Source organism: Streptomyces sp. CT34, from assembly GCF_000805335.1.
Taxonomy (GTDB): Bacteria; Actinomycetota; Actinomycetes; order Streptomycetales; family Streptomycetaceae; genus Streptomyces.
In genome coordinates, this window is record NZ_KN708638.1 from 5,845,639 (window position 1) to 5,872,462 (window position 26,824).

The 26,824-nt window shown below is 71.8% G+C and carries 25 protein-coding genes and 5 tRNA genes; 24 read left to right on the plus strand and 6 right to left on the minus strand.

The window, feature by feature from the left end; genetic code table 11:
* The coding region (locus RZ84_RS25590; RefSeq protein ID WP_241777855.1) for a sensor histidine kinase at positions 1 to 2,719 on the minus strand (2,719 nt) is incomplete at its 3' end.
* A 611-nt stretch (positions 2,720 to 3,330) separates the two neighbouring features.
* On the opposite strand from RZ84_RS25590, the gene RZ84_RS35610 reads away from it, so the two are divergent.
* The 9 genes from RZ84_RS35610 to RZ84_RS25630 all read left to right on the plus strand — a co-directional run bounded on the left by RZ84_RS35610 (position 3,331) and on the right by RZ84_RS25630 (position 7,291).
* Positions 3,331 to 3,516: a hypothetical protein gene (locus tag RZ84_RS35610; protein ID WP_063772701.1), complete on the plus strand. Its 186-nt coding sequence runs from the start codon at positions 3,331 to 3,333 to the stop codon at positions 3,514 to 3,516.
* Between the two features lie 82 nt (positions 3,517 to 3,598).
* Positions 3,599 to 4,372, plus strand: coding sequence for a fumarylacetoacetate hydrolase family protein (locus RZ84_RS25595; RefSeq protein ID WP_043266269.1), 774 nt, complete (start codon positions 3,599 to 3,601; stop codon positions 4,370 to 4,372).
* The gene (gltX, locus tag RZ84_RS25600) at positions 4,365 to 5,855 is read left to right on the plus strand and encodes a glutamate--tRNA ligase (RefSeq protein WP_043266270.1); all 1,491 of its coding nucleotides are present in this window, start codon (positions 4,365 to 4,367) and stop codon (positions 5,853 to 5,855) included. Before RZ84_RS25595 ends, gltX begins: the two co-directional genes overlap by 8 nt.
* Positions 5,856 to 5,948: 93 nt before the next feature.
* The gene (locus RZ84_RS25605; protein ID WP_043266271.1) at positions 5,949 to 6,674 is read left to right on the plus strand and encodes an HAD family hydrolase; all 726 of its coding nucleotides are present in this window, start codon (positions 5,949 to 5,951) and stop codon (positions 6,672 to 6,674) included.
* Positions 6,675 to 6,762: 88 nt separating this feature from the next.
* Positions 6,763 to 6,834: transfer RNA gene (locus RZ84_RS25610), tRNA-Gln, on the plus strand.
* 21 nt (positions 6,835 to 6,855) lie between these two features.
* Positions 6,856 to 6,928: transfer RNA gene (locus RZ84_RS25615), tRNA-Glu, on the plus strand.
* A 62-nt stretch (positions 6,929 to 6,990) separates the two neighbouring features.
* Positions 6,991 to 7,063: transfer RNA gene (locus RZ84_RS25620), tRNA-Glu, on the plus strand.
* A 16-nt stretch (positions 7,064 to 7,079) separates the two neighbouring features.
* Positions 7,080 to 7,151, plus strand: a tRNA-Gln gene (locus RZ84_RS25625).
* A 67-nt stretch (positions 7,152 to 7,218) separates the two neighbouring features.
* Positions 7,219 to 7,291: transfer RNA gene (locus RZ84_RS25630), tRNA-Glu, on the plus strand.
* Between the two features lie 241 nt (positions 7,292 to 7,532).
* Here RZ84_RS25630 and ndgR read toward each other — a convergent pair.
* Positions 7,533 to 8,252 (minus strand): IclR family transcriptional regulator NdgR, encoded by a 720-nt coding sequence (ndgR, locus tag RZ84_RS25635; protein WP_043266272.1) that lies wholly within the window; start codon positions 8,250 to 8,252, stop codon positions 7,533 to 7,535.
* Between the two features lie 173 nt (positions 8,253 to 8,425).
* Here ndgR and leuC point away from each other — a divergent pair, with 173 nt between their 5' ends.
* The 5 genes from leuC (at position 8,426) to RZ84_RS25660 (ending at position 11,909) form a co-directional block, all read left to right on the plus strand.
* A complete protein-coding gene (gene leuC, locus RZ84_RS25640; RefSeq protein ID WP_043266273.1) occupies positions 8,426 to 9,853 on the plus strand; it encodes a 3-isopropylmalate dehydratase large subunit in 1,428 nt (475 codons plus the stop codon).
* 5 nt (positions 9,854 to 9,858) lie between these two features.
* Positions 9,859 to 10,452 carry a 3-isopropylmalate dehydratase small subunit gene (gene leuD, locus RZ84_RS25645; protein ID WP_043266274.1) on the plus strand — a complete coding sequence of 198 codons (594 nt, stop codon included), beginning with the start codon at positions 9,859 to 9,861 and terminating at the stop codon, positions 10,450 to 10,452.
* A gap of 136 nt (positions 10,453 to 10,588) precedes the next feature.
* Entirely contained in the window at positions 10,589 to 10,834 is a 246-nt protein-coding gene (locus RZ84_RS25650; protein ID WP_043266275.1) for an SCO5555 family protein, read from the plus strand.
* Positions 10,835 to 10,959: 125 nt separating this feature from the next.
* The gene (locus RZ84_RS25655) at positions 10,960 to 11,610 is read left to right on the plus strand and encodes an HU family DNA-binding protein (RefSeq protein WP_043266276.1); all 651 of its coding nucleotides are present in this window, start codon (positions 10,960 to 10,962) and stop codon (positions 11,608 to 11,610) included.
* A 95-nt stretch (positions 11,611 to 11,705) separates the two neighbouring features.
* Entirely contained in the window at positions 11,706 to 11,909 is a 204-nt protein-coding gene (locus RZ84_RS25660) for a hypothetical protein (protein WP_043266277.1), read from the plus strand.
* On the opposite strand, the gene cofC is transcribed toward RZ84_RS25660, so the two are convergent.
* The gene (cofC, locus tag RZ84_RS25665) at positions 11,890 to 12,612 is read right to left on the minus strand and encodes a 2-phospho-L-lactate guanylyltransferase (protein ID WP_198540051.1); all 723 of its coding nucleotides are present in this window, start codon (positions 12,610 to 12,612) and stop codon (positions 11,890 to 11,892) included. The two genes, RZ84_RS25660 and cofC, sit on opposite strands and share 20 nt — an antisense overlap.
* A gap of 131 nt (positions 12,613 to 12,743) precedes the next feature.
* On the opposite strand from cofC, the gene RZ84_RS25670 reads away from it, so the two are divergent.
* The 3 genes from RZ84_RS25670 to RZ84_RS25680 all read left to right on the plus strand — a co-directional run bounded on the left by RZ84_RS25670 (position 12,744) and on the right by RZ84_RS25680 (position 15,829).
* Positions 12,744 to 13,601 carry a lysophospholipid acyltransferase family protein gene (locus tag RZ84_RS25670; RefSeq protein WP_043266279.1) on the plus strand — a complete coding sequence of 286 codons (858 nt, stop codon included), beginning with the start codon at positions 12,744 to 12,746 and terminating at the stop codon, positions 13,599 to 13,601.
* Complete coding sequence (locus RZ84_RS25675) at positions 13,598 to 14,599, plus strand: NAD(P)H-dependent glycerol-3-phosphate dehydrogenase (protein ID WP_043266280.1); 1,002 nt, start codon at positions 13,598 to 13,600, stop codon at positions 14,597 to 14,599. Before RZ84_RS25670 ends, RZ84_RS25675 begins: the two co-directional genes overlap by 4 nt.
* 93 nt (positions 14,600 to 14,692) lie before the next feature.
* Positions 14,693 to 15,829 carry a D-alanine--D-alanine ligase family protein gene (locus RZ84_RS25680; protein WP_043266281.1) on the plus strand — a complete coding sequence of 379 codons (1,137 nt, stop codon included), beginning with the start codon at positions 14,693 to 14,695 and terminating at the stop codon, positions 15,827 to 15,829.
* 220 nt (positions 15,830 to 16,049) lie between these two features.
* On the opposite strand, the gene RZ84_RS25685 is transcribed toward RZ84_RS25680, so the two are convergent.
* Positions 16,050 to 16,541, minus strand: coding sequence for a DUF3515 domain-containing protein (locus RZ84_RS25685; RefSeq protein WP_043266282.1), 492 nt, complete (start codon positions 16,539 to 16,541; stop codon positions 16,050 to 16,052).
* A 9-nt stretch (positions 16,542 to 16,550) separates the two neighbouring features.
* Positions 16,551 to 16,784, minus strand: a complete 234-nt coding sequence (locus RZ84_RS25690; RefSeq protein ID WP_043266283.1) for an Lrp/AsnC family transcriptional regulator — start codon at positions 16,782 to 16,784, stop codon at positions 16,551 to 16,553.
* A gap of 158 nt (positions 16,785 to 16,942) precedes the next feature.
* Between RZ84_RS25690 and RZ84_RS25695 the strand changes: the two genes are divergently transcribed.
* Both RZ84_RS25695 and thiD read left to right on the plus strand, forming a co-directional pair.
* Positions 16,943 to 17,911 (plus strand): thiamine-phosphate kinase, encoded by a 969-nt coding sequence (locus tag RZ84_RS25695; protein WP_043266284.1) that lies wholly within the window; start codon positions 16,943 to 16,945, stop codon positions 17,909 to 17,911.
* Between the two features lie 9 nt (positions 17,912 to 17,920).
* On the plus strand, positions 17,921 to 18,751 hold the full coding sequence (gene thiD, locus RZ84_RS25700; protein ID WP_043266285.1) for a bifunctional hydroxymethylpyrimidine kinase/phosphomethylpyrimidine kinase: 831 nt from the start codon (positions 17,921 to 17,923) through the stop codon (positions 18,749 to 18,751).
* 163 nt (positions 18,752 to 18,914) lie between these two features.
* Here the strand turns inward: thiD and rpmB are convergent, their stop codons facing one another.
* Entirely contained in the window at positions 18,915 to 19,100 is a 186-nt protein-coding gene (rpmB, locus tag RZ84_RS25705) for a 50S ribosomal protein L28 (protein WP_043266286.1), read from the minus strand.
* Between the two features lie 242 nt (positions 19,101 to 19,342).
* Here rpmB and RZ84_RS25710 point away from each other — a divergent pair, with 242 nt between their 5' ends.
* From RZ84_RS25710 to RZ84_RS25730, 5 genes are all read left to right on the plus strand, one after another.
* Positions 19,343 to 21,013: a DAK2 domain-containing protein gene (locus RZ84_RS25710; protein WP_078894175.1), complete on the plus strand. Its 1,671-nt coding sequence runs from the start codon at positions 19,343 to 19,345 to the stop codon at positions 21,011 to 21,013.
* A 96-nt stretch (positions 21,014 to 21,109) separates the two neighbouring features.
* Positions 21,110 to 24,130 carry a helicase-related protein gene (locus tag RZ84_RS25715; protein ID WP_043266287.1) on the plus strand — a complete coding sequence of 1,007 codons (3,021 nt, stop codon included), beginning with the start codon at positions 21,110 to 21,112 and terminating at the stop codon, positions 24,128 to 24,130.
* 159 nt (positions 24,131 to 24,289) lie between these two features.
* Positions 24,290 to 24,889 carry a 16S rRNA (guanine(966)-N(2))-methyltransferase RsmD gene (gene rsmD, locus RZ84_RS25720; RefSeq protein ID WP_043266288.1) on the plus strand — a complete coding sequence of 200 codons (600 nt, stop codon included), beginning with the start codon at positions 24,290 to 24,292 and terminating at the stop codon, positions 24,887 to 24,889.
* Positions 24,890 to 24,915: 26 nt separating this feature from the next.
* Positions 24,916 to 25,398, plus strand: a complete 483-nt coding sequence (coaD, locus tag RZ84_RS25725; RefSeq protein WP_198540163.1) for a pantetheine-phosphate adenylyltransferase — start codon at positions 24,916 to 24,918, stop codon at positions 25,396 to 25,398.
* A 139-nt stretch (positions 25,399 to 25,537) separates the two neighbouring features.
* On the plus strand, positions 25,538 to 26,656 hold the full coding sequence (locus tag RZ84_RS25730; protein WP_043266290.1) for an ATP synthase F0 subunit B: 1,119 nt from the start codon (positions 25,538 to 25,540) through the stop codon (positions 26,654 to 26,656).
* Positions 26,657 to 26,824: the final 168 nt, after the last annotated feature.

Here is a 26,824-nt window from a genome sequence, read left to right on the forward strand (position 1 = left end):
TCCGCGCCGGCTGCCCGCCGCCGGTGCGCGGCGCCGGCCCGCGGGCCGCGTCCGGCCGCGGTGCGCCGAAGTCGGGACGGGCGAACGCCGAGGTGTCGCCGGGGCCGGCGGCCGGCGCGGGCCGCTCGAAGCTGCCGGTGCTCTCCGGCTCCTCGTGGCCGCGCGGCTGGTCCTGCGCCTCGCGGGGCGTCAGCGGCCAGTCGTCGGAGGTGCCGCGGTCCCGGCGTACACCCAGCGGGGTGTCCGTCGGCCGGGCGGTGTCCGGGGTGGCCGGGGCGTCCTGGCCGGCGCCGTTGCCCGGCAGTTCGCCGGCGGCGTTCCGCGCCGGCAGCTGGGGCCGCTCGTCGCGACCGGGCGCGCCGGCGGGCGGGGCCACTGCCGGGGACGGGGTGGTGTCCGCGCCCCGGGTGGGCAGCGCGGGGCGCGCGCCGCCGCCGGCGGCCGGCCGGGCGTCGCCGCCGCGGGCCGGGGCGGGCGGGGGCGGACGGCCGCCGGGCGCGGCACCGAACGCGTTCGGCGCGCCGCCGGGGCCGCCGCGGCCGGGCAGCGCGGGCCGCCCGCCGGGACCGGAGCCCACCTGGCCGCGCGGCTGGAGTCCGGCCAGCCGGCTGGAGGGGCCGCCGCCGACGTCGCCGGCGCCCTTGGCACCGCTCGGCGCCGGCTTCTTGCCGCCCTGGGCGACATCGACCGGCAGCATGACGAGGGCGGTGGTGCCGCCGGAGTCGGAGGGCCGCAGCTGGATGCGGATGCCGTGCCGCAGCGACAGCCGGCCGACCACGAACAGACCCATCCGCCGGGACACCGAGACGTCCACGGTCGGCGGGCTGGCCAGCCGCTCGTTGATCGCCGACAGGTCCTCGGGGGACAGGCCGATACCGGTGTCGTGGATCTCGACCAGGACGCGGCCGTCGGGCAGCGCGTGACCGGTCACCTTGACCTTGGTCTGCGGCGAGGAGAACGAGGTCGCGTTCTCCAGCAGCTCGGCGAGCAGGTGCACCAGGTCGTTGACGACCCGGCCGGCGACCTCGGTCTGCGGTACGGCGTTGAGCTCGATCCGCTCGTACTGCTCCACCTCGGACGCGGCGGCCCGCAGCACGTCGACCAGCGGCACCGGCCGGGTCCACCGGCGGCCCGGCTCCTCACCGGCGAGGACCAGGAGGTTCTCGCCGTTACGGCGCATACGCGTGGCGAGGTGGTCGAGCTTGAAGAGGGAGGAGAGCTGGTCCGGGTCGGCCTCGCGGGACTCCAGTTCGGAGATCAGCGAGAGCTGGCGCTGGATCAGACCCTGGGAGCGGCGCGAGAGGTTGGTGAACATCGCGTTGACGTTGCCCCGCAGCAGCGCCTGCTCGGACGCCAGCCGGACCGCCTCGCGGTGCACGTCGTCGAAGGCCGCGGCCACCCGGCCGATCTCGTCCCGGCTGTGCACACCGACCGACTCGACGGAGGTGTCCACGTCCTGCGGGTCGGCCTCGGACAGCTGCTTGACCAGCTCGGGCAGCCGGTCCTGGGCGACCTTCTGCGCGGTGTCCTGGAGGCGGCGCAGCGAGCGGACCATGGACCGGGCCACGACGAACGCGCCGACCAGCGAGACGCCGAGGACCAGCAGGATCAACGCACCGTTGAGGATCGCGTCCTGGGTGGCCTCGTTGCGCAGCTCGCGGGACTTCTGGTCCATCTCGGACAGCAGCGAGGTCTCGATACGCGACATCTCGTCGATCTTGACGGTGTCCGAGTCGTACCAGTCGAGGTACTTGTACTCCTGGCTGCGGATGCCGCTGGCGCTGTTGAAGGACCGGTGCGCGAACGCGACCGCGGCCTTGATCTCGTCGTTGTTGCCGTCCAGGCCGCGGGTGAGCGCGCCGGCGTTGCCGCTGTAGATCTGCGCGAACCGGTCGCGGGCGGCCTTCTCGTCGTCCTCGGCGGTGTGGCCGGCCTGCCGGTCGTTGGCGGAGAGCTGGGGGCCGCCCGAGTGCGCCAGGCCCGCACTGACCAGGGCGCGCTGCATCGACGCGTACTCCTTGGCCGACGAGAACGCGGCCAGCGCGCGGGTGCTGCGGATCATCTCCGGGTTGCTGGTGGCCAGCGCCATGTCCTGGGACAGCTGGAGCAGGGAGTTGATCAGCTGGTTGTAGTTGGTGACGGTCCGCGCGATGTTGTTGTCGTCCTTGTACGCGTTGGCGCGGATCTCGTTGAGGGTGTTGAGCTGGCGGCCGATCTCCAGGATGGTCGCCCGGACGCCGGCCATCGTGGTGTCGTCCGGCTTGATGTCCCCGGTGGCCTGGTTGAACGACACCTTGGCGCGGTCGGTCGCCTCGCGGGGCGCGACCACGTTGGCGTCGTCCTTGGCGTTGCCCGTACCGGCCAGCGGACCGGCCGACTTGTCCCGCTCGACCTGGAGCGCGTCGGCGAGCTCGGTCGCCTGACGGGTCATCTCGGTGAGCAGCTGCATCTTGTCCTGCTGGTCGATGTTCTCCAGCGAGGTGGCGATACGCATGCCGCCCAGCGTGGTCGCCGCGACGACGGGCAGCGCGAGCAGGGAGACCAGGCGGGTGCTGATGCGCCAGTTGCGCAGCGCTATTCGGTTTCCGGGCCCGCCGGTGCCGGCCTTGGGCTTGCCGCCGTCCGCGGCGTCCCCGCCCGGAGTCTGTGCGCGGTCGGTCCCGCCGCGCAGCTCCGGGTCCGCCGCAGCGTTGCCATCCCTCTTGAAACGTCCCTGCACTAGCGTCGCAACCTCTGGACCAGGCGTCCCCCCGCGCCAACGGCGGGACGGTGTCGAGTCGAAGGGGACCGCGAAGTCCCCCATGGCGGTCGTGAGTGACCGGCGGGCTGCCCCCTCTGGCCGAGAGAGCGGCACCACCGCGCGGCGCTACATCGCGCCCGTGCGCGCCGGCTTGAACGTGCGGCGGTCCGTGGAATTCCAGCACAGTGCCGGATCTCCAACAAGAGCGGAGCCGGTCGCTGTGACATGGGTGACGCAATGTACGGGACGTGTCACGACTTGTAGAAGACGCCGCCCCAGATTTCGGACTTTTACCCGCGAGTCGTGCGCCCCTGTCGACTGTCCCAGGTGCGGTGATCAGGAGCGGAACATGCGGTTCAATCCACCAATGTCCGTTTCGCCCACGGATGTTGATCATGGGAAATGCGGCATATGTCGCACGACTCGTGAGGAAACTCACAGGAAGATCGTCGACTTTACCGCCGTTCCCCAAGGAATAGCGCGCTTAGCCTGACGCTTTACACAGTTGCGTAAAACGACAACCGCCCGACGGTGCGCGGCGATCGTGACGTACCGCAACTCTCCCCTGACACAACGCGAGGCATGCAGCAGTGAAGACGACGATGATGTTCCGCAACATAGCCAACCCGCGGCGCACCACCCTGGCCCACCTGAAGGACGCCGACGAACTCGGCACCACCGAGGTCCAGGAACACCCCGTCGAGCTGCCCAGCCGGACCGCCAACCCCCGCCGCACCGTCCTGATGGACGCCCCGAAGCAGGACGTCCCGGCCTGAACGGTCGGCGGAGCGGCGCCGCCCCCGCGATAGCCTGGAGTGTCAACTCCGGCCAGTGATCAATGAGGGGCAGCGGCAACCCGTGCGCATCGCCAGATTCTCCATCGACGGCAACGTCGGCTTCGGCGTCCTCGAAGACGACGAACTCGACGTCATCAAGGGGCATCCCTTCGCGGAATTCGAGCGCTCGGGCCAAAAGGTCCCCCTCGACAAGGTCCGGCTGCTGCCGCCGGTCCTCCCCAACAAGGTCGTGGGGGTCGGCCGCAACTACGCCGCGCACGCCGCCGAGCTGGGCAACGAGGTCCCGGAGGTGCCGGTCACCTTCTTCAAGCCGTCCACCTCGGTGATCGGCCCCGGCGACCCCATCGCGTACCCCTCCTTCTCCCAGGAGGTGCACCACGAGGCGGAACTCGCCGTCGTCATCGGCCGGATGTGCCGCGAGGTGCCCCGCGAGCGCGCGAAGGACGTCATCCTCGGCTACACCTGCGCCAACGACGTCACCGCGCGCGACGTCCAGCGGCGCGAGAAGCAGTGGGCCAGGGCCAAGGGCTTCGACGGCTCCTGCCCCCTGGGCCCCTGGGTCGAGACCGGCCTGGACCCGGCGGCGGTCGCCGCGGGCCTCGCCGTCCAGTGCACCGTCAACGGCGAACAGCGCCAGCTCGGCCGCACCAGCGAGATGATCCGCAGCGTCGAGGACCTGATCGTCCACATCACCGAGGCGATGACGCTGCTCCCCGGCGACGTCATCCTCACGGGCACCCCGGCCGGGGTCGGCCCGCTCAACGTCGGCGACGAGGTCGCCGTCACCATCGAAGGCATCGGCACTCTCACCAACAAGGTGATCAAGCGTGGCTAACGCGACCCCCGGAACCCCCGTCCGCGTACGTTTCTGTCCCTCCCCGACCGGTAACCCCCATGTCGGCCTGATCCGCACCGCCCTGTTCAACTGGGCCTACGCGCGCCACAACAAGGGCTCCCTGGTCTTCCGTATCGAGGACACCGACGCGGCCCGCGACTCCGAGGAGTCCTACCACCAGCTGCTGGACTCCTTCCACTGGCTCGGCTTCGACTGGGACGAGGGCCCCGAGGTCGGCGGCCCGCACGCCCCGTACCGCCAGTCGCAGCGGATGGACATCTACCGGGACGTCGCCGAAAAGCTCCTCGCCGCCGGCCACGCCTACCCCTGCTACTGCACCACCGAAGAGCTCGACGAGCGCCGCGAGGCCGCCCGCAAGGCCGGCAGGCCCTCCGGCTACGACGGCACCTGCCGCGACCTGACCGCCGAGCAGAAGGCCGCCTACGAGGCCGAGGGCCGCAGCTCGATCGTCCGCTTCCGGATGCCCGACGAGCCGATCACCTTCACCGACCTGGTCCGCGGCGAGCTGACCTTCACCCCGGAGAACGTCCCGGACTACGGCATCGTCCGCGCCAACGGAGCGCCCCTCTACACCCTCGTCAACCCCGTCGACGACGCCCTGATGGGGATCACCCACGTCCTGCGCGGCGAGGACCTGCTCTCCTCCACCCCCCGCCAGATCGCCCTCTACCGGGCCCTGATCGAGCTGGGCATCGCCTCGGCGATCCCGCACTTCGGCCACCTCCCGTACGTCATGGGCGAGGGCAACAAGAAGCTCTCCAAGCGCGACCCGCAGGCGAGCCTCAACCTCTACCGCGAGCGCGGCTTCCTCCCCGAGGGCCTGCTGAACTACCTGGCGCTGCTGGGCTGGTCCTTCTCGGCGGACCAGGACCTCTTCACCGTCGACGAGCTGATCGAGAAGTTCGACATCGCCGACGTCAACGCCAACCCGGCCCGCTTCGACCTCAAGAAGGCCGAGGCGATCAACGCCGACCACATCCGCCGGCTGGACCCGAAGGACTTCATCGCGGCCTGCGAGCCCTGGCTGACGGCCCCGTACGCCAACTGGGAGCCCGCGGACTTCGACCGGGCCGCGTGGGAGGCCATCGCCCCGCACGCCCAGACCCGCCTCACCGTCCTGTCCGACATCACCGCCAACGTCGACTTCCTCTTCCGCACGGAGCCCGTCGAGGACGAGGCGTCCTGGACGAAGGCGATGAAGGGCGACCCGGCGGCCCTGCTCACCACGGCCCGCGCCAACCTGGCCGCCGCCGACTGGACCGCCGGCCCCGAGCCCCTCAAGCAGGCGGTCCTCGCCGCCGGCGAGGAGCACGGCCTCAAGCTCGGCAAGGCCCAGGCCCCGGTCCGGGTGGCCGTCACCGGCCGCACCGTCGGCCTCCCGCTCTTCGAGTCCCTGGAGATCCTCGGCAAGGAGCGCACCATCCAGCGCATCGACGCGGCGCTGGCCAAGCTGGCCGGCTGACCCCGCGACGCCCCCGGGCCCGGAAGCCGCACGGCTCCCGGGCCCGCGGCGTATCCGGGCACAATGGCCCCACAGGCAACAGGAAGGCCGCCCATGACCGTCCGCGCCGTCCTCTGGGACATCGACGACACCCTCTTCGACTACACGGGCTCCGACCGCACCGGCGCGCTGCGCCACCTTCAGGCCGAGGGACTGGTGGCCGCCTACGGGGGAGTGGAGCCGGCACTGGAGCGCTGGCGCACCGCCATGGAGACCGAGTTCGCCCGCTTTCTCGCAGGTGAGGTGGGCTTTCTCGACCACCGCCGGGCCCGCGCCCGGACGTTCCTGGGCACCGATCTCTCCGACGCCGAGGCGGACGCCTGGTTCGGCCGCTACGTGGCCCACTACGAGGCCGCCTGGACGCTCTTCCCGGACTCCGGCCCCGCCCTGGAAGCGCTGGCGCCGCTGGTCCGCCAGGCGGCGCTCTCCAACTCCTCGGCGGCCAACCAGGAGCGCAAGCTGACCACCCTGGGCATCCGGGAGCGCTTCGAGGCGGTGCTCTGCGCCGACGAGCTGGGATGCGCCAAGCCCGCCCCCGAAGCCTTCCTCGGCGCCTGCGCGGCGCTGGCCCTGCCGCCGTCCGAGGTGCTCTACGTGGGCGACGACCTCGACGTCGACGGACGGGGCGCCCGGGACGCCGGACTGGTGGCCGTGTGGCTGGACCGCACGGCCGGTGGCACACAGCCGCCGCCGGGGGTGCGCCGGATCGGCGGCCTGGCCGAGCTTCCCGACCTGTTGCGCGGAGTTATCGGTTTTGGAGCCCCGTCCACGATCAGGTAATGTTCTTCCTGCGCCGCCCGAGAGGGCCGAAAGGCCCGGCCGGGAAGCGCAGATCAAATCAAGCCCCCAGCCGGGGGTTGCGCTTTGATGGCCTATGGTGTAATTGGCAGCACGACTGATTCTGGTTCAGTTAGTCTAGGTTCGAGTCCTGGTAGGCCAGCTCGCAGAGCTCATCTGCAAAGCCCCCGTTGTGTAGCGGCCTAGCACGCCGCCCTCTCAAGGCGGTAGCGCCGGTTCGAATCCGGTCGGGGGTACAGATCCTTCCCGGGGAGACAGCCAGGGTCGCACCCACTGTCACTCACGCAGGATCGCTAGGGCCCCCGTTGTGTAGCGGCCTAGCACGCCGCCCTCTCAAGGCGGTAGCGCCGGTTCGAATCCGGTCGGGGGTACTGGTCTAAACCACCATGGGCTATGGTGTAATTGGCAGCACGAGTGATTCTGGTTCATTTAGTCTAGGTTCGAGTCCTGGTAGCCCAGCGCAGTGTGCCGGTTCGGCACGGTGTCTCGATGACACCGTTCAACTGCTTCAACTGCAGCGAAACTCGCCCCCGTTGTGTAGCGGCCTAGCACGCCGCCCTCTCAAGGCGGTAGCGCCGGTTCGAATCCGGTCGGGGGTACAAAAGGAAGGCCCTCCGCGTGAGCGGGGGGCCTTCTCGCTGTCCCAACTGCCGTGCGCGGGGCCCGGATCGGGATTCCCGCCCGGACCGGCCGGGCCGGCTCCGCGCCGTACGCGGCGAGTTGGGCCGCCGGTGACGGCAGCGGCCCGCGGGCGGTGGGCAGTTGGCGCCGTCGGGAGCCGGTACGCGCCGAGGGGCCGGCCGGTCGTCGCGGGGGCGGGCCGGCCGGCCGGCGGGGCGCTCAGGCGCCGTTGCGGCGCAGGCCCTCGGAGAGGCGGGCGGCGGCGTCGATGACCGCCTGGGCGTGCATCCGGCCCGGGTGGCGGGTCAGCCGCTCGATCGGGCCGGACACCGAGACGGCGGCCACCACGCGGTTGGAGGGGCCGCGTACGGGCGCGGAGACGGACGCCACGCCGGGCTCCCGCTCGCCGATCGACTGGGCCCAGCCGCGGCGCCGTACGCCGGACAGCGCGGTGGCCGTGAAGCGGGCGCCCTGGAGGCCGCGGTGCAGCCGCTCCGGCTCTTCCCAGGCCATCAGGATCTGGGCGGCCGAGCCGGCCTTCATGGGCAGCGTGGAGCCGACCGGGACGGTGTCCCGCAGCCCGGACAGCCGCTCCGCCGCCGCCACGCAGATCCGCATGTCGCCCTGCCGGCGATAGAGCTGGGCGCTCTCGCCCGTCACGTCGCGCAGATGCGTGAGCACCGGTCCGGCCGTGGCCAGCAGGCGGTCCTCGCCGGCCGCCGCGGCCAGCTCGGAGAGCCGGGGGCCGAGGATGAACCGGCCCTGCATGTCCCTCGCCACCATCCGGTGGTGTTCCAGAGCCACGGCCAGCCGGTGGGCCGTGGGTCGTGCGAGCCCGGTCGCCGCGACCAGCCCGGCGAGGGTGGCCGGACCGGACTCCAGAGCGCTCAGAACCAGAGCCGCCTTGTCGAGAACGCCGACGCCGCTAGAGTTGTCCATGCAACGATACTTGCGTCTCACAGTGTGAAACGCAAGTTCAATTTTCCAGGGAAGTCGTCACTCTGTAAAGACGGCCCCCGACCAGGGCCCGGCGTCAGGCCCGCCAGGGGACATCCGCGGGCATCGCGCACGGACGAGCAAGGCCGGCACAGCGGCCGGCCGGAGGGAAAGCGATGGGACGGACACTTGCGGAGAAGGTCTGGGACGACCATGTCGTCCGGCGCGCGGAAGGTGAGCCCGACCTCCTCTTCATCGATCTGCACCTGCTGCACGAGGTCACCAGCCCGCAGGCGTTCGACGGCCTGCGCAAGGCCGGCCGACAGGTGCGCCGGACGGATCTGACCATCGCCACCGAGGATCACAACACCCCGACCCTCGACATCGACAAGCCGATCGCCGACCCGGTCTCGCGCACCCAGCTGGAGACGCTGCGCAAGAACTGCGCGGAGTTCGGCGTCCGCCTGCACCCGCTGGGCGATGTCGAACAGGGCGTTGTCCACGTCGTGGGACCGCAGTTGGGACTGACCCAGCCCGGTACCACCGTGGTCTGCGGTGACAGCCACACCTCCACCCACGGCGCGTTCGGCGCGTTGGCCTTCGGCATCGGCACCAGCCAGGTCGAGCACGTCCTGGCCACCCAGACGCTCCCGCTGGCGCCGTTCAGGACCATGGCGATCACGGTGGAGGGGGAGCTGCCCGAGGGCGTCACCGCCAAGGACCTGATCCTGGCGATCATCGCCAGGATCGGCACCGGCGGCGGCCAGGGCTACGTCATCGAGTACCGCGGCCCGGCCATCGAGAAGCTGTCGATGGAAGCCCGGATGACCATCTGCAACATGTCGATCGAGGCGGGCGCCCGGGCCGGCATGATCGCCCCCGACCGGACCACCTTCGACTACCTCCAGGGCCGCGACCACGCCCCCAAGGGCGAGGACTGGGACGCCGCGGTCGCGTACTGGAAGACGCTGCGCACCGACGACGACGCGGTCTTCGACGCCGAGGTCGTCATCGACGCCGCCGCGCTGTCGCCGTTCGTCACCTGGGGCACCAACCCCGGCCAGGGCGCGCCCCTTTCGGCCAGTGTCCCCGACCCTGCTTCGTACGAGGACGCCTCGGAGCGGCTCGCCGCCGAAAAGGCCCTGGAATACATGGGGTTGACAGCCGGTCAACCACTGCGCGAGATCACCGTGGACACCGTCTTCGTAGGTTCGTGCACCAACGGCCGGATCGAGGACCTGCGCTCCGCTGCGGCGGTTCTGGAAGGCCGTTCGGTCGCCGAGGGCGTGCGCATGCTGGTCGTTCCCGGCTCGGTGCGGGTCGCTCTCCAGGCCGTTGCGGAGGGCCTGGACAAGGTCTTCACCGCGGCCGGCGCCGAATGGCGGCACGCGGGTTGCTCGATGTGCCTGGGCATGAACCCCGACCAGCTGGCGCCCGGTGAGCGCTCCGCCTCCACCTCCAACCGCAACTTCGAAGGCCGGCAGGGCAAGGGGGGCCGCACGCACCTGGTCTCGCCTCAGGTGGCCGCCGCAACGGCGGTTCTCGGCCATCTGGCCTCACCCGCCGACCTGTCCGACGCCGTCGCCGAGCCCGCGGGAGTCTGAGCACCATGGAAGCTTTCACCACCCACACCGGCCGGGCCGTTCCGCTGCGCCGCAGCAACGTCGACACCGACCAGATCATCCCGGCCCACTGGCTGAAGAAGGTCACCCGCGACGGCTTCGAGGACGGGCTCTTCGAGGCGTGGCGCAAGGACCCCGGGTTCGTCCTCAACCAGGCTGCGTACAAGGGCGCCACCGTGCTGGTCGCGGGCCCCGACTTCGGCACCGGCTCGTCGCGCGAGCACGCCGTCTGGGCGCTGCAGAACTACGGCTTCAAGGCCGTCATCTCCTCGCGGTTCGCGGACATCTTCCGCGGCAACTCCCTCAAGAACGGCCTGCTGACGGTGGTCCTGCCGCAGGAGACCGTGGACCGCCTGCAGAAGCTGGTGGAGGCCGACCCGGCCGCCGAGGTGACCGTCGACCTGGTCGGACGGCAGGTCCGCGCGGAAGGCATCACCGCGGACTTCGAGCTGGACGAGAACGCCCGTTGGCGTCTCCTGGAGGGTCTGGACGACATCAGCCTCACCCTTCGGGAGGAGTCCGCCATCGCGGAGTACGAGGCGAACAGGCCCGGTTTCAAACCGCGTACCATCGAGGTCTGACCTCGGGTTTTATGGCTCAAAGCCTTATTGCGTACGATGCGCCCCCTGTGCAGTTGGCAGGGGGCGCATCGGCTTGTCGAGGCGGCTGTTGAGGCCCCGTGAAGCGACAACTCGCCGCAGATGGCACAATTAGCGCATGGAACGCGACGACCAACTCGAGCTCTATGGTTTCGTCGCCGACCGGCTCAAGGACGCACACGCAAGAGTGCGGACACTGCAAGTCCCGGAGGGCGTACGGATGGCGCTGACCCGGAAGCTGCTCGTCATCACGGCCGCGGCTAAACACGATCTTGCGGACGCGGCAAGGCGTCTGGAGTGGTTCATGCGTGACCTCGACGAAGGTCGTTATCCCGAAGATGTGCATGCCGACGGAAGTCCGTGAAGGTCGAGTCCGTTGCGGCACAAGGGTGATTAGCCCGTTTCGTGTTTGATTTGCGGTATATATCTGCCTAACGTGCGAAAAAGCTTGGAAACTTTCGTTCCAGCAATGTCTCCGAAGGGGAAGACGTGAACAAGGCGCAGCTCGTAGAAGCCATTGCCGACAAGCTCGGCGGCCGTCAGAACGCCGCGGAAGCGGTCGACGCCGTACTGGACGCAATCGTCCGTGCAGTTGTCGCCGGCGACCGGGTTTCGGTCACCGGATTCGGCTCGTTCGAGAAGGTCGACCGTCCGGCCCGATACGCCCGCAACCCGCAGACGGGTGAGCGCGTGCGGGTCAAGAAGACCTCGGTGCCGCGTTTCCGCGCGGGCCAGGGCTTCAAGGACCTGGTGAGCGGTTCGAAGAAGCTCCCCAAGGGCGGCGAGGTCTCCGTCAAGAAGGCCCCCAAGGGCAGCCTGACCGGTGCCAAGCCCACCGTGAAGAAGGCGGCGGCGAAGAAGGCCGCAGCCAAGAAGGCCGCGGCGAAGAAGGTCACCGCGAAGAAGACCACGGCGAAGAAGGCCGCGGCGAAGAAGGTCACCGCGAAGAAGACCACGGCGAAGAAGGCCGCCACGAAGGCTGCGGCGAAGAAGGCCGCGCCGGCCAAGAAGACCACCGCGAAGAAGGCCACGGCGAAGAAGACCGCGCCCGCCAAGAAGGCGACGGCGAAGAAGGCTCCCGCCAAGAAGACCACGGCGCGCAAGACGACCGCCAAGAAGACCACCGCCCGCAAGCGGTAATTCCGCAGCGGCAACGCCACGCGCCGGGCCGGTCTCCCTCCGGGGAGCCCGGCCCGCGGTGCGCCGCCCGCCGGGCGGCCGTCTAGGCTTCCCCCATGCAGGCCACCGCGTACACCTTCGACGACGAGACCCGCTCCGGCAGCGTGCTGCTGGACGACGGGACCCCGCTGCCCTTCGACGCGGCGGCGTTCGACGCCGGCGGGCTGCTCCTGCTGCGGCCCGGCCAGCGGGTCCGGATCGACGTCACCGGCGAAGGGGACGCCCGACGGATCGTGCTCGTCACGCTCCAGACGCTGTGACCCGCGGCGGCGCCTGATCGCCCCGGCCGTGCCGGCCGCCCGCCCCGGCCGGCAGCCGGCGCGTCTGGTGCGCGGTGTGCGGGCCCACGCCCAGCGCCAGCGCGGCCCGCAGGTCCTCCCCGGTGTCCACGTCCCGGCGTACCGACGGCACGTCCGGTGAGGTGATCTCGTGCGCCCCGGAGGCCAGGTGGCGCACCCGCGAGGCGCCGCCGAATGCCGGGTCCAATTCCACACCGGAAGTCGCGGTCAGAAGTGTTGTCCCGATATCTGCCGCATCCGCGAGAAATGCGCGGGGAAATAGCGAAGCGGAATGGAGCACCAGTGCCAGCTCGGCCGGGCGCAGCGCGGGCAGGTCGGCGTTCAGCGCGGCGACCGGCGCGGCGGGGCGATGCGCCCTTACCACGGCCGCGCCATGGGCCAGTGCGGCATTCAGCCCGTTGGCCGGAGCGTCCGGCACTATGCGCGCCCCCAGGGCCGCCAATCGCTCCCCGGCCAGCGGGTCGTCCGTGACAACCGCCACATCGCGCACGTCCGCGCAGGCCAGCGCGGACGCGACGGTATCCAGGGCGAATGCCAGCGCCAGCCGCGGCCGGAACTCCTCACCGGCCGCCCGGGAGAGCCTGCTCTTGGCCCGCACCAGCGGTTTCAGCGGCACCACAAGGCTCCAGCCCACATCCGCTCCGTCTCTTCGCATCGGGATCATTCTCACCTGTTGCCGCCGCCTTTCCGGAGCGGCGGGGTTACGGTGTTCTCGACATAGCGGGTACCTGGGGCGACACTTGTGCGGCTGCCGGCTCGCAGCAGCTTCGCAGGTCCCACAAGGAGGGTGTCCCAGTGTCCCGCCGCAGAATCGGCTTCTGGTACCGCTTGGCCGCGGTCATCTGCAAACCGCCGCTCTTGGTTCTGTTCAAGCGGGACTGGCAGGGAATGGAGCACATTCCGGCCGACGGCGGTTTTATCACCGCGGTCAACCACAACTCGTATCTTGATCCGCTCTCCTATGCGCACTATCAGTACAACACCGGGCGGGTCCCCCGATTCCTCGCCAAGGCGGGACTCTTCAAGAGCGGCTTTGTCGGCCTGATGATGCGCGGGACCGGACAGATCCCCGTCTACCGCGAAACCACCGACGCGGCCACCGCGTTCCGGGCCGCCGTGAACGCGATCGCGAAGGGCGAATGCGTCGCCTTCTACCCCGAGGGCACGCTGACCCGCGACCCCGAGATGTGGCCCATGCAGGGCAAGACCGGCGCCGCCCGGGTCGCGCTGCTCACCAAGGCCCCCGTCATTCCGGTCGCCCAGTGGGGCGCGAACGACGCGATGCCGCCGTACGCCAAGGAGAAGAAGCTCCGGCTCTTCCCGCGCAAGACGCTGCGGGTCAAGGCGGGACCGCCGGTCGACCTCAGCGAGTTCTACGGCAAGGAGCCCACCGCCGAGGTGCTGCGGGCGGTCACCGAGGCGATCATGGCCGCGATCACCGCGCAGCTGGCCGAGGTCCGCGGCGAGCCCGCACCGGCCGAACCGTTCGACTACCGCAAGGAGATCGCCCGGGAGCGGCGCGCCGCCCGCGAGGCCGCCAGGGCCCGGGCCGCCGAGGACACGGTCCTGGAACCGGCCGAGTCCACCGCACCGGCCGCCCCCGCGCCACAGTCCATCGGCAACCGGCAGGCACAGGAGGATGAAGGCAAGTGACGCGCTGCGCCGTCTTCGGCACGGGGTCCTGGGGCACCGCATTCGCGATGGTGCTCGCCGACGCGGGATGCGAGGTGACCCTGTGGGGGCGCAGAGCGGCCCTCGTCGACGCCATCAACAACGGCCGTACCAACCCCGACTACCTGCCCGGGGTGGAGCTGCCCGCGGGGGTACGCGCCACCACCGACCCGGCGGAAGCGGCCCGCGGCGCGGACTTCACGGTCCTCGCCGTACCCTCCCAGACGCTGCGCGCCAACCTCGCCGAGTGGGCGCCCCTGCTGCCCTCCGACACGGTCCTGGTCTCCCTGATGAAGGGCGTGGAACTGGGCACCGCGAAGCGCATGAGCGAGGTCATCGAAGAGGTCGCCAAGGTCCCCGCGGAACGCGTCGCGGTGCTGACCGGACCCAACCTCGCCAAGGAGGTCGCCGCCCGGCAGCCCGCCGCCGCCGTCGTGGCCTGCGCCGACGAGGAGGTCGCCCGCCGGCTCCAGACCGCCTGCCACACCTCGTACTTCCGGCCCTACACCAACACCGACGTGGTGGGCTGCGAACTGGGCGGCGCGGTCAAGAACGTCATCGCGCTCGCGGTCGGCATCGCCACCGGCATGGGCCTGGGCGACAACGCCAAGGCGTCCCTGATCACCCGCGGTCTCGCGGAGACCACCCGGCTCGGCCTCGCCATGGGCGCCGACGCGCACACCTTCGCGGGATTGGCCGGTATGGGCGACCTCGTCGCCACCTGCTCCTCGCCGCTCTCCCGCAACAACACCTTCGGCACCAACCTCGGCCGCGGGATGACGCTCCAGGAGACCATCGCGGTCACCAAGCAGACCGCGGAGGGCGTCAAGTCCTGTGAATCCGTGCTGGATCTGGCCCGCCGGCACGGCGTCGACATGCCGCTCACCGAGACGGTGGTGGACATCGTTCATGAGGGCAAGCCGCCCCTGGTCGCCCTCAAGGAGCTGATGTCGCGGACCGCCAAGTCCGAGCGGCACTGAGCGCACGGCCTGTCCGACCGGCGCCTACGGCACGCCACCAACGGCCGCCGTGGCACTGACGCCGCGCCGGTCAGCAGGTACCCTCGACGCGATATGAGCAGCGAGACCTCCTCCCAGAAGCCCCGCGTCGCCGTCGTGTTCGGCGGGCGCAGCTCCGAGCACGCCATCTCCGTGGTCACCGCCGGAGCCGTGCTGGCCGCCATCGACCGCGACAAGTACGACGTGCTGCCCATCGGGATCACGACCGACGGGCGCTGGGCGCTCACCGCCGACGACCCCGCGCGGATGGCCATCACGGACCGGCGGCTGCCCAGCGTGGCGGAGCTCGCCGAGTCCACCGACGGCGGTGTGATGCTCCCCGTGGACCCCACCAACCGCGAGGTCGTCTACAGCGAGCCGGGATCGGTCCCCAAGGCGCTGGGCGAGGTCGACGTGGTCTTCCCCGTCCTCCACGGCCCCTACGGCGAGGACGGCACCCTCCAGGGCCTCCTGGAGCTGTCCGGCGTGCCCTATGTGGGCTCCGGCGTGCTCGCCTCGGCCGTCGGCCAGGACAAGGACTACATGAAGCGGGTGTTCGCCTCCTTCGGGCTGCCGGTCGGCCCGTACGAGGTCATCCGCCCCCGCGAGTGGGAGAACGACCCCGCCGGCGCCCGCAAGAAGATCGTGGACTTCGCCGGCGAGCACGGCTGGCCGCTGTTCGTGAAGCCCGCGCGGGCCGGCTCGTCCATGGGCATCAGCAAGGTCGAGGACCTCGCCGGTCTGGACGAGGCCGTCGAGGAGGCCCGCAGCCACGACCCCAAGATCATCGTGGAGGCGCTGCTGCGCGGGCGCGAGATCGAGTGCGGGGTGCTGGAATTCGAGGACGGCCCGCGGGCCAGCGTGCCGGCCGAGATCCCGCCGGTCACCGCGCACGACTTCTACGACTTCGAGGCCAAGTACATCGACTCGGCCGCCGGGATCGTGCCCGCGCCGCTGACGCCGGAGCAGACCGCCCGGGTCCGGGAACTGGCCGTCGCGGCCTTCGAGGCGGCGTCCTGCGAGGGCCTGGTCCGCGCGGACTTCTTCCTTCAGGACAACGGCGAGTTCGTGATCAACGAGATCAACACGCTGCCCGGCTTCACGCCCATCTCGATGTACCCGCGGATGTGGCGGGAGAGCGGCGTCGGCTACCCGGAACTCATCGACCGGCTCCTCCAGGCGGCGCTGCGCCGGTCCACGGGCCTGCGCTGAGCACGGGGCCCTCGGGGGCGGGCGAACGGATCCCCTAGGGGATGCGGACGCCCCCTGCGGGGCCCAACGCGGCCCGGCCGGACGGTATTCCGGTGCGCGCCGCCCAGTTCCGGTACGCGCCGCCGAGGACCGCTGCCCGGGGCCTGTCCGTCCAACTCCTGCCCTGGGGGCCGGTCCGAGGGGACGGGGGCCAACAGCCGCCGGACGCCCCTAGACTCCGCTAGACCCCGGCCGGAACGGTCTTCTTCACGGCGTCCGCGAGGTCCGGGAGCACATTGACCTCGGGGGCGTACTTCCCTGGCACCGTCACCTCGACGTAGACCTTCCGCAGCACCGTCGTGAAGCGGTAGCCGTCGTCCTGCTTCTCGAAGAGCCACTGGACGCCGTCGACTTCCGCCGCGTCGGGGTTGGCGTTGTAATGTTCACTCCCGTACCTCAGCACGTCCGGCTTCGGCACTCCGCAGCGCAGCTCCACGGCAGGATCGCCCCATATGGCAGTGAAGTCCGAGACCGGCTCGGCGATACCCCGCTTCAGCCCGTTCACGGTCTGCGGCAGCGCCGTGTGGAGTGCCCGGCAGTGCCGCGCCGCGTCGCCCTCGGGGGAGGGCGCCGCCACGTCCGTCGCGGACGAGCAGCTCACCGCACCGAACAGCACGGTGAGCAGGGGCAGGGCCAGGTACCGGCGTCGTGCGCGTATCACCCGGCCGAGCATACGGGGGAGCTAGAGATGGACGACCGGGCAGGTGAGCGTGCGCGTGATGCCCTCCACTTGCTGGACCTTCGCGACCACCAGGCGACCCAGTTCGTCGACCGTGTCGGCCTGTGCGCGCACGATGACGTCGTAGGGGCCGGTGACGTCCTCGGCCTGAATGACGCCGGGGATCTTCGCGATCACCTCGGCCACCGCCGAGGCTCTGCCGACCTCGGTCTGGATCAGGATGTAAGCCTGTACCACGGAACCTCCAGGGCGGCTACGAGGATCATGTGGGAAGAAGGGACGCCACGGTACCGCGTCACCGTGCGGAGCGGGGAGACCCGCGCGGTGAACACGGCAAGTGCGGCGCAGTCGTCAGCCACGTACGGACCGTCCGTACACATGGGAAGGGCAACAGCATGAAGGGCACCGTGGGCGAGCTGGGGGAATTCGGGCTGATCAGGGAGCTCACCTCCCGGCTCACCTCCACCCCCGCCGTACGGATCGGGCCGGGGGACGACGCCGCGGTGGTGACCGCGCCGGACCGCAGGGTCGTCGCCAGTACCGACGTTCTCCTCGAAGGACGGCACTTCCGCCGCGACTGGTCCACCGCCTACGACGTGGGCCGCAAGGCCGCCGCGCAGAACCTCGCCGACATCGCGGCGATGGGCGCGGTGCCCACCGCCATCCTGCTCGGCCTGGTCGTCCCCGCGGAACTGCCCGCGACCTGGGCCACCGAGCTGATGGACGGGCTGCGCGACGAGTGCCAGGTGGCCGGCGCCGCGGTGGTCGGCGGGGACGTGGTCCGCGGCGACACCATCACCATCGCCATCACCGCCCTCGGCGACCTGCGCAACCAGGAGCCGGTCACCCGGGCCGGCGCGCAGCCCGGCGACGTGGTCGCGGTGACCGGCTGGCTCGGCTGGTCCGCCGCCGGCCACGCGGTGCTCTCCCGCGGGTTCCGCTCCCCGCGCGCCTTCGTGGAGGCGCACCGCCGCCCCGAGCCGCCGTACCACGCGGGCCCGGCCGCGGCGGGGCTCGGCGCCACCGCCATGACCGACGTCAGCGACGGGCTGGTCGCCGACCTCGGGCACATCGCGGAGGCCAGCAAGGTCCGTATCGACCTGCGGTCCACCAGCATCGACATCCCCTCGCAGATGTCCGATATCGGTACGGCGGTCGGCGTGGATCCGATGCAGTGGGTGCTGAACGGCGGCGAGGACCACGCCATCGTGGCCACCTTCCCGCCCGACGTGAAGCTGCCCGCCCGCTGGAAGGTCATCGGCGAGGTCCTCAACCCCTCCGCGCTGCCCCAGGTGACGGTCGACGGCGCCCCCTGGGCGAGCGCCGGCTGGGACCACTTCGGGGACGCCGCGGACGCGGAGTAGATTCGCCGCATGCGCATACCTCCCCGCGTGCTGACCGTCGCCGGCTCCGACTCCGGCGGCGGTGCGGGCATCCAGGCCGACCTGAAGACGATGCTGGCCCTGGGCACCCACGGCATGAGCGTGCTCACCGCGGTCACCGCCCAGAACTCCCTGGGTGTGCAGGGCGCGTGGGAACTGCCCGCGGACGCGGTGCGCGCCCAGTTCCGCAGCGTCGTCGACGACATCGGCGTGCAGGCCGTGAAGACCGGGATGCTGTCCTCGGCCGAACTGGTCACCACCGTCGCGGAACTGCTCGCCGGCCTCTCCGTGCCGGTCGTCGTCGACCCCGTGGGCATCTCCAAGCACGGCGACGCGCTGCTCGCCGCCTCCGCCCTGGACGCGGTCCGCGGCAAGCTCCTGCCGGCGGCCACGGTCGCCACCCCCAACCTGGACGAGGTGGCCCGGCTGACCGGCGTACGGGTCCGCACGCCGGCCGACATGCGGCGCGCGGCCGACGCGATCCTGTCCTTCGGGCCGCGCTGGGCGCTCATCAAGGGCGGCCATCTGCCGACCGGTACGGCGGACGCGGAGGGCGGCCCGGCCGCGCCGGCCGACGCCGTCGACCTGCTCACCGACGGCAGCGAGGAGCACTGGCTGCGCGCCCCCCGCCACGGCAACCGGCACACCCACGGCACCGGCTGCACGCTCGCCAGCGCGCTGGCCGCCGGGCTCGCCGCGGGGGACACCGTCCCGCGGGCCGCCGCGGCGGCGAAGGAGTACGTCACCGGCGCGATCGCGGCCGGCTTCCGGCTGGGCGCCGGCATCGGGCCGGTCGACCACGGCTGGCGGCTGCGCGGCTGATCCGGCCGCCCGCGCGGCGGACCCGGTCCGGCCCGCCACGGGGAAGGCGCCCACCAGGAATGGCGTCCCCGGGAACGGCGCCCCAGGAAAGGCGAAAGCCGGCCCACCTCGGCGGTGGACCGGCTTCACAAGCAACCGGCGGGGCTGCGCTACGGCTAAGGCGTCAGCGCGAGACCTTGCCGGCCTTGATGCACGAGGTGCAGGCGTTCAGCTTCTTCGGCGTGCGCCCGACCACTGCACGCACCGTCTGGATGTTGGGGTTCCAACGACGGTTGGTGCGGCGGTGCGAGTGCGAGACACTCTTGCCGAAGCCCGGCCCCTTGCCGCAGACGTCGCAGTTGGCAGCCACGGGTCACTCCAAAGACTTCAGATGCACTTACGGTGAAATCCCACCGGGCCGAGTGCATTGCCGTGCCGGCGCCGACAGGAGAGGAATGGCCCGATTCTCATCGGGCAACCGGAGCAGCATACAACGGCCGCTCCCGCAGAACGAAACTATCACGCACCTCCCGGCCCCCGCCCCGGCCTCCCCACCGGACCGCGGCTACTGTGCGGTGCATCCCGCGACGCAGAAGGACCCAGGAGGACGACGTGCCATACCCGCTCGACGCCGCCGCCGTCCGCACCTGGTGCGAACTGGCCCTGGAGGCGCTCGGCCGGGAACGGGAGCGGATCGACGCGATCAACGTCTACCCGGTGGCCGACGGCGACACCGGCACCAACCTCTACCTGACCCTCGAATCGGCCGCCCGCGCCGTCGAGGCCGCCTTCGACGGCCATGCCTCCGCGGGCACCGCCCCCGGCCTCGCCGACGCCATCGGCGCCATGGCACACGGCGCCCTCATAGGGGCGCGGGGCAACTCCGGCACCATCCTCGCCCAGCTGCTGCGCGGTATGACCCAGGTGCTGGCTCTCGCCCCGGACGCCGGGCCGGGCTCCGCCGACGCGCTGCGGCGGGCCCTGCGCCGGGCCGCCGCGGCGGCGTACGAGGCGGTCGCGCACCCCGTGGAGGGCACCGTGCTGTCGGTGGCGACCGCCGCCGCCGACGCCGCGGAACGGGCCGCGGGCGGGACCGCCGAGCCGGCCGAGGTCGCCCGGGCCGCCCACCGGGGCGCCAACGAGGCGCTCCAGGCCACTCCGGGGCAGCTCGCGGTCCTGGGGCGGGCCGGCGTCGTGGACGCGGGCGGCTGCGGACTCGTCGCCCTGCTGGGCGCGCTCGCCGACGCGTTGTCCGGGGAGGTCTCGGCGGCCCCCGTCGCCATACGGGCCGACGCCCCGCTCCCCGAGGCGGCCGGCTGCGGGGTACCGGGCCCGGAAGGCCCGGGAGCCGAGGGCTGCGCCGACCCGCACGCCGGCGGGCCCGCCTTCGAGGTGATCTACCTCCTGGAGGCCGGCGACGCCCCGGTGGCCCGGCTGCGGGCCCGGCTCGACCGGCTCGGCGACTCGCTGGTGGTGGTCGGCGGGGACGGCCTGTGGCACGTCCACGTGCACGTCGACGACGCCGGCGCGGCGGTGGAGGCCGGTATCGAGGCGGGCCGCCCGTACCGGATCCGGATCACCCACTTCGGCGGCGCCACCCGCACCAAGGAGCCCGCCATGGCGGCCCGTGCCGTGGTCACCGTGGTCCCGGGCACCGGGCTCGCCGGGCTCTGCGCGCAGGCCGGCGCCACCCCGGTCCCGGTACGCCCCGGGGAGCCGCCCGCCAGCGGCGAACTGGTGCAGGCGATCCGGCAGGCGCACGCCCGTGAGGTGATGCTGCTGCCCAACGACCCCGAGCTGCGGCACACCGCGGCGGCCGCCGCCGAGCAGGCCCGCACCGAGGGCGTACGGGTCGCCCTGATCCCCACCCGCTCCGCCGTGCAGGGTCTGGCGGCGCTGGCCGTGCACGAGCCGGGCCGCAGCTTCGACGAGGACATGGTGGCGATGACCGCGGCGGCCGGCGCCACCCGCTACGCCGAGCTGGCCGTCGCCGAGCGGCAGTCCTGGACGATGGCCGGGGTCTGCCAGGCCGGGGACGTCCTCGGCCTGATAGACGGCGATGTCGCGGTGATCGGCCCCGACCTCGCCCGGACCGCGATGACGGTGCTGGACCGGATGCTCTCCGCGGGCGGCGAACTGGTCACCCTGGTCCTCGGCGCGGACGTTCCCGATTCCCTCGCCGACCGGCTGGAGCGGCACGTACGGGAACGCCATCTCGCGGTGGACACCGTCGTCTACGAAGGCGGCGAGAACGCGGCGCCGCTGCTGATCGGCGTCGAATAGCCGAATATCGCTCGCCGACCGCCTCCGGGGAACGCCGGTGAACGGCGGGCCGGGGAAAGCGGCGATTGTGGCCCGCTGTCAGTGGCGTGGTGTGCAATGGGTTGCGTGGCAGCGCTCGACGAACCTCTGAAGAAAATCCTCGGCGGCACCACCGCGAAGGTGCTGGCCGAGCATCTCGACCTGCATACGGTCGGCGATCTGTTGCACCACTATCCCCGGCGCTATGCCGAGCGCGGTGAGCTGACCCGGCTGGCGGATCTCCCGCTGGACGAGCACGTCACGGTCGTCGCCCAGGTCGCCGACGCCCGCGTCCTCACGTTCAACCACGGCCGCGGACAGCGGCTGGAAGTGACCCTCACGGACGGCAGCGGCCGACTCCAGCTGGTCTTCTTCGGCAAGGGCATCCACAAACCGCACAAAGAGCTGCTGCCCGGAAAACGCGCGATGTTCGCGGGCAAGGTGTCCCTCTTCAACCGCAAACTCCAGCTCGCCCACCCCGAATACCAACTCCTCGACCGCGACGCCGAGAGCGAGGCGGGCGCGGTCGACGCATTCGCCAATCAGCTCATGCCGATCTACCCGGCCTGCCAGCAAATGGCGTCCTGGAAGCTCGCCAAGGCGGTCGACGCGGTGCTGCCCAGTGCGCGGGACGCCGTCGACCCGCTGCCCGCGGCGCTGCGCGAGGGCCGGGCGCTGATCCCGCTCCCCGAGGCGCTGCTGAAGATCCACCGGCCGGGCAGCAAGGCCGACATCGCGGACGCACGGGCCCGGCTGAAGTGGGACGAGGCGTTCGTCCTCCAGGTCGCGCTGGCCCGGCGCCGCTTCGCCGAGACCCAACTCCCCGCCGTGCCACGGGCGGTGACCGAGGGCGGCATCCTCGACGCGTTCGACGCCCGGCTGCCGTTCACGCTCACCGACGGCCAGCGGAAGGTCAGCCGGGAGATCTTCGACGACCTGGCGACGGAACACCCCATGCACCGCCTCCTCCAGGGCGAGGTCGGCTCCGGCAAGGCCCAGCCGCTGGACGCCCTGGTGCTGACCCCGCGCGGCTTCCGGCCGATGGGGGAGATGGCGGTGGGCACCGAAGTCGTGGTGCCCAGCGGTGAAACGGCCCTGGTGGACGGGGTGTTCCCGCAGGGGGAGCGGGAGGTGTGGCGGCTGGTCCTCTCGGACGGCAGCAGCGTGGAGTGCGACGACGAGCACCTGTGGATCGTGGCGTCGCGGGCCACCGGGGAGCGGGTGCTGACCACCCGCGAGCTGCGGGCCGACCCGCGGGACGGCGACGGCCTGCCCAAGTGGTCCATCGCCCCGGCCACCCCGGTCGACCTGGACGGCGGCGGCGCGCGCCCGGACGACCCGTACCGCATGGGGCGGACGCTGGGGGAGGGCGGCGCGGGCCCGGCCGGCCGCACGGTCCCGGACGCCTACCGCAACGCCCCCGTCAAGGACCGCCGGGCGCTGCTCCGCGGCCTCCTGGACGCCGGGAGCGTGCGCACCGGCGGCACCACCGCCGTCCTGCGCGCGGCCCCGGCCCCGCTGGCCGCCGATGTCGCCTGGCTGGCGCGCTCCCTGGGCGGCACCGCCCGCACCGTCCGCGTCCGGGACGGCGGACACGACGTCCGGGTGGCGCTGCCGGACGACTCCACCGGCCCCGACGCCTTCCGGCGCGCCGTCGAGTCCGTCGAGTACGTGGGCCGCAAGCCCGTCCGGTGCATCAGCGTCGCCCACCCGAGCCGCGCCTACGTGACCGACCACTTCACCGTCACGCACAACACCATGGTCGCGCTGCGCGCCATGCTCGGCGTGGTGGACAGCGGCGGCCAGGCCGCGATGCTCGCGCCGACCGAGGTGCTGGCCCAGCAGCACCACCGCTCCGTCACGGAGATGATGGGCGAGCTGGCCGAGGGCGGAATGCTGGGCGGGTCGGAGCAGGGCACCAAAGTGGTGCTGCTGACCGGCTCGATGGGCGTCGCGGCCCGGCGCCAGGCCCTCCTCGACCTGGTCACCGGCGAGGCCGGCATCGTCATCGGGACACATGCGCTGATCGAGGACGTGGTGCAGTTCCACGACCTGGGCCTGGTCGTCGTCGACGAGCAGCACCGCTTCGGCGTCGAGCAGCGCGACGCCCTGCGCGGCAAGGGGAACGGCTCCCAGGGGGAGAAGCGCACCCCGCATCTCCTGGTGATGACCGCGACCCCCATTCCGCGCACCGTCGCCATGACCGTCTTCGGCGATCTGGAGACCTCGGTCCTGGACCAACTCCCCGCCGGGCGCTCGCCGATCGCCAGCCATGTGGTGCCCGCCAAGGACAAGCCGCACTTCCTGGCCCGCACCTGGGAGCGGGTCCGCGAAGAGGTGGCCGCCGGGCACCAGGCGTATGTGGTGTGCCCGCGGATCGGCGACGACGAGGACGAAGTCGCCGCCAAGGGCGGGAAGAAGGGCGCGGCGGGCGCCAAGGGCGCGCCGGCCACGGCGAGTTCACCGGAGGACATCGCGGAGAAGCGACCGCCGCTCGCCGTCCTCGACGTCGCCGACCAACTGGCCAAGGGCCCGCTGGAAGGGCTGCGGGTGGCGGTGCTGCACGGCCGGATGGCCCCGGACGACAAGGACGCCGTGATGCGCCGGTTCACCGCCGGCGAGCTGGACGTGCTGGTCGCCACGACCGTCATCGAGGTCGGCGTGAACGTCCCGAACGCCACCGTCATGGTGATCATGGACGCGGACCGCTTCGGCGTCTCCCAGCTGCACCAGCTGCGCGGCCGGGTGGGCCGCGGCTCCGCGCCCGGCCTGTGCCTGCTGGTCAGCGAGATGCCCGAGGCCAGCCCGGCGCGCGCCCGGCTCGCCGCGGTCGCCGCCACCCTCGACGGCTTCGAGCTCTCCCGTATCGACCTCGAACAGCGCCGCGAGGGCGATGTCCTCGGCCAGGCCCAGTCCGGCGTCCGCTCCTCGCTGCGGATGCTCGCCGTCATCGAGGACGAGGAGGTGATCGCGGCGGCCCGCGAGGAGGCCACCGCGGTGGTCGCCGCCGACCCCGGGCTGACCGGCTATCCGGAGCTGCGCACCGCGCTGTCGGCGCTGCTGGACGACGAACGGGAGCAGTATCTGGACAAGGGCTGACGGCAGGGCGGGGAAGTGCCCGCCGGGTGAGAACGATCACGGCCGGGGGTGACGCGGCCGGGCACCGCCCCGTAGGCGACGGAATATCGTGGGGGAGCGGGAGCCCACAGTGGTGCCCGCCCCCGCACCACCGACCACGCTCAACGTAAGGACGGGCCCATGACCCGCGTGATCGCCGGGACGGCCGGCGGCCGGCGCCTCGCCGTACCCCCGGGAAACGGCACCCGCCCGACCTCCGACCGGGCGCGCGAGGGCCTGTTCTCCACGTGGGAGTCGCTCGACGGGCCGCTGACCGGCGCCCGGGTGCTCGATCTGTACGGCGGTTCCGGCGCGGTCGGCCTGGAGGCGCTCTCCCGCGGCGCCGCGCACGTCCTGCTGGTCGAGGCCGATGCCCGCGCCGTCCGCACCATCCGCGAGAACGTCCGGGCGGTCGGCCTGCCCGGCGCCGAGGTCCGCGTCGGCAGGGCCGAGCAGACCGCCGCCGCCCCGGCCCCGGCCGAGCCGTACGACATCGTCTTTCTGGACCCGCCGTACGCGGTCGGCGACGACGAACTCCGCGAGATCCTGCTCACACTCCGTGGTCAGGGGTGGCTTGCCGAGGAGGCACTCGTCACCGTGGAACGCAGTACCCGAGGCGGCACGTTCCCGTGGCCGGACGGTTTCGAGGCGATCAGGGCCCGTCGCTACGGCGAGGGGACGCTTTGGTACGGTCGCGCCGCTTCGGCGTCCGCCGAACCGACGTCAACAAGCGTGTCATGAACGGACCGGAGAGCGAGGAGACGAAGTTGCGCCGCGCCGTCTGTCCGGGGTCCTTCGACCCCATCACCAACGGGCACCTGGACATCATCGCCCGTGCCTCCAAGCTGTACGACGTCGTCCATGTCGCCGTGATGATCAACCAGTCCAAGAAGGGCCTGTTCACGGTCGAGGAGCGGATCGACCTGATCCGCCGGGCCACCGCCGAGTACGGCAACGTCGAGGTCGAGTCCTTCCACGGCCTGCTGGTCGACTTCTGCAAGCAGCGCGACATCCCCGCCATCGTCAAGGGGCTGCGCGCGGTCAGCGACTTCGACTACGAGCTCCAGATGGCCCAGATGAACAACGGCCTCTCCGGGGTGGAGACGCTGTTCGTCCCCACCAACCCCACCTACAGCTTCCTCTCCTCCAGCCTGGTCAAGGAGGTCGCGGCCTGGGGCGGCGACGTCTCCCACCTGGTCCCGCCGTTCGTCCTGGAGGCGCTGACCGAGCGGCTCCGGCAGCGGTCGTGACGCGGTCCGCGACACGGTGCGGGCCCGCCGCCTGCGGAGCCTTTCTGATGGGGCGTCAGTAGGTGTCGGGCCGGGGGCCCCTGGCCGTACAGTCGTCCCGTTCCCTCGTTCCAACCCTGCAGAGAGTGGCGAGTCCAAGGTGGACGTCCAGAAGAAGCTCGACGACATCGTCGCAGCCGTCGGCAGCGCCCGGTCCGTGCCCATGTCGGCCTCGTGCATGGTCAACCGCGCCGAGCTGCTCGCCATGCTGGAGGAGGTGCGTACGGCGCTGCCCGGTTCCCTCGCGCAGGCCCAGGAACTGCTCGGCGGGCGCGAGCAGATGGTCGAGGAGGCGCGCGCCGAGGCGGAGCGGATCATCGAGTCCGCGCACGCGCACCGCGGTTCGCTGATCTCCGACACCGAGGTCGCCCGGCAGTCCCAGGACGAGGCGGACCGGATCCTGGCGGAGGCCCGCCGGGAGGCCGAGGAGATCCGCGCCCAGGCCGACGACTACGTGGACAGCAAACTCGCCAACTTCGAGGTCGTCCTCACCAAGACCATCGGATCCGTCGACCGCGGTCGCGAGAAGCTGCTGGGCCGTGACCCGGGGCCCTACGGTCCGGACTACGACGCGCAGGAGGACGCCGAGACCCCCGAGCGCAGCTCCGACCCGGAGACCCTCCGGCGGCGCGCGGACGACTACGTGGACGCCAAGTTCGGCGCCTTCCAGGCCGTGCTGACCAAGACCCTCGAAGCGGTCGGCCGGGGCCGCGACAAGCTCCAGGGCGCCCGCGCCATCGACGAGCTCGGCGCCCACCTGGCGGCCCAGGGCGACCCGCAGTCCGCCGCCCCGGCGCAGGCCGACGCCGAGTACCTGGCCGGCCTCGCGGGCATCGGAGCCGACGGCGCCGGCAGCACCGGCAGCACTGGTCACGAATCCGCGCCGCCGCAGCACCACGAGCAGCCGCAGCCCGCCTACTACACCGACCCGGCCGTCGCCTACCAGCAGCCGGACGTCTACGCCTACCAGCAGCCCGAGCAGATCCCGTACACCCAGCACCAGGATCCGTACGCCTACGACTGGCAGCAGGCCCAGCAGCAGGTCCAGCAGGGCTACGACCCGAACGCCGGCTACCTCCAGCCGCAGGTGCCCACACAGTCCCCGCACGCCCCGCAGCCGCACGGTGCCCAGCCCGGCGCACTGGACGAGACCAGTCTCTTCGACACCAGCCTGATCAACCTGGACCAGCTGCGGCAGTACGAAGAGGGCCGCCAGTAGGAGCCCCGGCCCGGGGACGCCCGGCCCGCGGGCCGGGAACGGCCGGATGCGGATTGGGCCTATCGGGGCCGGTCCAGTATCCTGGCTCTTCGGTCGCGTGTATGTCCGCGATCACTGCTGCCCGCTTGCCGGCCACCGGCGGCGGACGGCGGATACCGCAGTACAGAA